Consider the following 4,748-nt stretch of genomic DNA (forward strand, 5'->3'; position numbering starts at 1 on the left):
TTGTCGACAAGGTACGTGATGTCGTCGGTCTGTATATGGCTCCTCCGGATCGAGCCCTAGTGTTGTGCGTGGATGAAAAGAGCCAGATTCAGGCACTCAATCGCACGCAACCGGGCTTGCCGCTTACTTTTGGCAAACCGGCGACGCGCACGCACGATTACACCCGTCACGGCACCACGTCTTTGTTTGCCGCTCTGGATGTCGCAACGGGCAAGGTCATTGGTCAGCTCAGGCGACGCCATCGCAGCGCAGAATTCCTGCAGTTTCTCAACACCATCGATGCCTCGGTACCCGCGGGCCAGGACATTCATCTGATCATGGACAACTACGGCACCCACAAAACGGAAAAGGTGCGTGCATGGTTCGCCGCCCACCCTCGCTACCACGTCCATTTCACGCCAACCTCTGCGTCCTGGTTGAATCTAGTCGAGCGTTTTTTCGGTCAAATCAGCGAGAAATGGATCAAGCGCAACACGCACACCAGCGTGGCTGACCTCGAACGATCCATCCGCCAATACATTGAGCATCACAACATCACTGCCAAACCGTTCGTCTGGCACAAGACTGCCGATGCCATCCTCGCTTCGGTCACTCGGGCGGCAGCGAAGTTTCGTTAAAGTTATTTTTGAGACACCGCACTAGGGCCTGTTCGCACTATTGGCGTGGCCCGCGCGGCGATAACGTGTCGTCCGGGCGCCAGGGTTTCGCTAGGCGCCCGAAAGGCCGAAAATGGCAACTTCCCCCCACTTCGGCATCGGTTCCATGAGCTACTCCGGCCAAGCACGTTACGCCCAAGAACTCTCATCCATCCGTGACCAGGGCCTGTTCAAGGCCGAGCGCATCATCACCTCACCGCAATCGGCCGAAATCGCGCTGGAAGACGGCCGCAAGGTGCTGAACTTCTGCGCCAACAATTACCTCGGGCTGGCCGACCACCCGGAGGTGATCAAGGCCGCCAAGGAAGCGCTGGACACCCACGGCTTCGGCATGGCGTCGGTGCGCTTCATCTGCGGCACACAGGACCTGCACAAGGAACTCGAAAAGAAGATCGCCGAGTTCTTCGGTACCGAAGACACCATCCTCTACGCTGCTTGTTTTGACGCCAACGGCGGCCTGTACGAGCCGCTGCTGGGTGACGAAGACGCGGTCATTTCCGATGCGCTCAATCACGCCTCCATCATCGACGGCATCCGTTTGTGCAAGGCCAAGCGTTTCCGCTACGCCAACTGCGACATGGCCGACCTGGAAAACCAGTTACAGGCGGCCGATGCCGCCGGCGCGCGCACCAAGCTGATCACCAGCGACGGCGCGTTCTCGATGGACGGCTTCATCGCGCCGCTGGACCAAATCACCGCCCTGGCTGCGAAGTACAACGCGCTGGTGCATATCGACGAATGCCATTGCACCGGGTTCCTCGGCCCCCATGGCCGGGGCTCGGCCGAAGTGCACGGCGTGATGGACAAGATCGACATCTTCACCGGCACACTGGGCAAGGCACTCGGTGGCGCGTTGGGCGGTTTCACCACCGGCCATGGCGAAATCATCGAGATGCTGCGCCAGCGTTCGCGCCCGTATCTGTTCTCCAACTCGCTGCCGCCCCACGTGGTCGCCGCGGCGATCAAGGTGTTCGACATGCTCGGCTCCGCCGGTGAATTGCGCGAACGCGTGCAAGCGAACACGCGCTACTTCCGCGAACAGATGACCAAGGCCGGCTTCGACATCAAGCCGGGCGTACATCCGATCGTGCCGGTGATGGTCTACGACGCCAAGAAGGCGCAAGCGATGGCGACGGCGCTGCTGGAGGAAGGCATCTACGTGACCGGATTCTTCTATCCGGTAGTACCGCAAGGCCAGGCGCGCATCCGCACGCAGATGAGCGCGGGGCATACGCGTGAACATCTGGATCGCGCGATTGCGGCGTTCACCAAAGTGGGACGCTCGCTTGGCGTCGTTGGCTGATTGCAAAACTCCTTCAGCCGCCTGACGGATGTTCTCCTTGAGCGTCATTCCCGCGAAAGCGGGAATGACGCTCCGAGGAAAACGTAACTGTTACGGCATATTGCTTAGATCGGCGTGATACTGCCAGCTTTCCGTGCTGCTTGAGCGCACCGCATCGGTGAAATCGCGCAGCGCATTCGGGTCATTCGCCAGCAGCTCGCCGACATCCTTGCGAAACCCGTCGTAGCTCGCCCAATTCGCACGCGCCACCATCAACATGTATTGCGGCGTGTCGCCACCGGTCACCAGGCGATACCAGGTGTGCGGCGGCGCGCCAGATGTCGAGGCAAGTACGCGATGCAAAGTCTGCAAGGCGTGCTCGAAACGCGCCGTCATGCCGGGGCGCACATCGAAATAAGTGACTTGCACACTGCCGCTGGGCTTGCGGCTTTCCAATGGCGCGCCATCGCTGAGTGCAGGCAATAACTCGTACGCTAGCTGCGCCTGAGGGGTGACATAAGGTGCAACGTTGACGTTGAAATCCGCGCCGTCCTGCTCTACGTCGACCCGATGATCGAACGCGGCAAAGGGTTCGCCAACGCTCGCATCGATGAAATAGCCCGCGCGTTTGCCGTCTGATACGGTCCAGCCATACCAGACCAGCGGATCGTGATGGCTGCGATGCCAGCCAAGATGCCGGCGATAACCGTCCTCGAACTTGGCCTGTGCGCCGGCGTTGACCTGGTAAACGAAGAAATGCGCGGCCGTGCCGGTCTGGGCTTTCACCGGGGAGATCAACAGCAGGGCCAAGACGGCGGCGAAGAAGCGATACATCATGATGTCCTCGTGGGCGGCAATCGAGCCTGTCCATACTAGGCTTGCCCTCGCACGCAGGACCATGCGAATCTTTTTGGCCCTGTCCGCAAAATTTTTTTGGCCTACGCCTGTGCGAGCGCAACCATGAACGTGGAAATGCGTTACCTCCATACCTTCCGGACAGTCTGCGAAGCCGGCAGCCTGCGCGCTGCGGCAGGCGTTCTGCACCGCACCGAACAGGCGGTGAGCTATCAATTGCGCAAGCTGGAAGAAGCATTGGGCATGCCGGTGTTTCATCGCGGCAGCGGACGCCTGACACCGAATGCCGCCGGTGAACGCCTGCTGGCGTTCTGCAGGGAGATGGATCGCGATTGGGAAGCATTGCATGAGCAATTGCGTGACGCTGGCGCCGACGAATCGCCGTTGCGCATTTCTGCAGTAAGCGGGTTCGGGCGTTACCAATTGCTGCCGCTGTTTCGCGAGGGACCGTTGGCCGACATCCCCATTCGCATGCGCTATCCCATTGCGGAGGACGTGGTTCGCCATGTGGAATCGGGCGCCGCCGATATCGGCTTCGTGCATCGCATGAACGCGCACGATCGGCTGCGTCATACGCCGGTCGGTGCGGAAGAAATCGTACTGATCGCTGCGGCGGACTCGCAAGCGATGCTTTCATGCGAAGCCGCTTCGCTGCAGCAGGCGCATTTCGTCACCTATGACGAAAGCGACTACGTGTTCGCCACCTGGTTCACGCAGGTGCTAGGTGCGCCGCTGTCGCGACTTTCTACGATCGCGCATTTCGAGGAACTGGAAGAAGTGCTTGATTGGGTCGCAACGGGTCGCGGCGTTTCCATCGTGCCTGCAGCGTGCATGGTGGATCATGAAGCCCAAGGCGCCTTGATGGCATTGCGCAAGCCGGAAGCGCCGTGCCGCAACACTATCTATGCCGTGCAGGACCCCGCGCGTTCCCATCCCGCGGTGGAGCGGACTTTGCAGGCGGTGCGCCAGCACGCGCGCTTTTAGTTGCAGCGGCCTCATCGTTGATGCCGGTCAGATGCATCACTTCGTCCGCGCTCAAATGGCGCCATTGCCCTTTGCCGAGTTCGGCGAGCGCGACATCGCCGATCGCGATGCGGATCAGCCGCAGTACGCCGATACCCTGAGCTTCGAGCAGGCGCCGGATATGACGGTTGCGCCCTTCGTCAAGCACGATTTCCAGCCAGGCGTTTTTCTCACCCGTGCGCAGCAATGACACGTGCTTGGCGGCCAGGCGCTCGCCTTTGTCTGCGATGCCATGGAGCATGCGATCGAGCACCGCTTGGTCGGGAATGGCATCGATCTGTACATGGTAGGTCTTGTCCACATGGTGGCGCGGATCGGTCAGCCGTGCGGCCCATACGCTGTCGTTGCTGAGCAGCAGCAAGCCTTCGCTGGCCTTGTCCAGCCGACCGACCGGCCCCAGCCATGGCAGGCTCGAATCGGCCAACAGTTCGTACACGGTGTCGCGGCCACGCTCATCCGCAGCGCTCACCACGATGCCGCGCGGCTTGTTGAGCGCGATGTAGACGCGCTTAGCCGCGGCCACCATTTGGCCGTCCATTTGGATCTGCTCGCGCTCGGGATCGGTGGCGCGTTCCGGATCGCGCACGAGCCGGCCATCCACGCTCACCCTACCCTCGCGCACGGCCTTTTCCGCCTGGCTGCGCGAACACACGCCGAGCTTGCTGAGCACACGTGCCAAGCCGTGGCGTGGCGCTACATGTATGGGAGCGGATGAGCGGGGACGAGATGGATGCATGCTCGGAAGAAGGCAGCTATTCGTGCAATGGGATCATCGTGCCAGAAGATAAAAGAAAAGCCCGGCATCTGCCGGGCTTTTCTGACACTGCATGACGCGCTTGGATTACTGCTGAACCTGCAGTTCCGTACGACGGTTGCGCGCGCGACCTTCGGCCGTGCTGTTGGTGTCGACCGGGTTCTCCATGCCATGGCCA

At 61.0% G+C, this 4,748-nt stretch carries 5 protein-coding genes; 3 read left to right on the forward strand and 2 right to left on the reverse strand.

Going from position 1 to position 4,748, the window contains the following annotated elements; translation table 11 throughout:
• The coding region (locus tag ACTHNE_RS18725; protein WP_440270011.1) for an IS630 family transposase at positions 1 to 617 on the forward strand (617 nt) is incomplete at its 5' end.
• A 145-nt stretch (positions 618 to 762) separates the two neighbouring features.
• Positions 763 to 1,959 (forward strand): glycine C-acetyltransferase, encoded by a 1,197-nt coding sequence (gene kbl / locus ACTHNE_RS18730; RefSeq protein WP_440270013.1) that lies wholly within the window; start codon positions 763 to 765, stop codon positions 1,957 to 1,959.
• A 90-nt stretch (positions 1,960 to 2,049) separates the two neighbouring features.
• Here the strand turns inward: kbl and ACTHNE_RS18735 are convergent, their stop codons facing one another.
• A complete protein-coding gene (locus ACTHNE_RS18735; protein ID WP_324938462.1) occupies positions 2,050 to 2,775 on the reverse strand; it encodes a hypothetical protein in 726 nt (241 codons plus the stop codon).
• Positions 2,776 to 2,910: 135 nt separating this feature from the next.
• On the opposite strand from ACTHNE_RS18735, the gene ACTHNE_RS18740 reads away from it, so the two are divergent.
• Positions 2,911 to 3,777: a LysR family transcriptional regulator gene (locus tag ACTHNE_RS18740; RefSeq protein ID WP_440270012.1), complete on the forward strand. Its 867-nt coding sequence runs from the start codon at positions 2,911 to 2,913 to the stop codon at positions 3,775 to 3,777.
• On the opposite strand, the gene ACTHNE_RS18745 is transcribed toward ACTHNE_RS18740, so the two are convergent.
• Positions 3,692 to 4,552 (reverse strand): pseudouridine synthase, encoded by an 861-nt coding sequence (locus ACTHNE_RS18745; RefSeq protein WP_324938469.1) that lies wholly within the window; start codon positions 4,550 to 4,552, stop codon positions 3,692 to 3,694. The two genes, ACTHNE_RS18740 and ACTHNE_RS18745, sit on opposite strands and share 86 nt — an antisense overlap.
• Positions 4,553 to 4,748 lie beyond the last annotated feature (196 nt).

Origin of the sequence: Dyella sp., from assembly GCF_051954575.1 — a bacterium.
In the GTDB taxonomy this organism is placed as follows: domain Bacteria; phylum Pseudomonadota; class Gammaproteobacteria; order Xanthomonadales; family Rhodanobacteraceae; genus Dyella_B.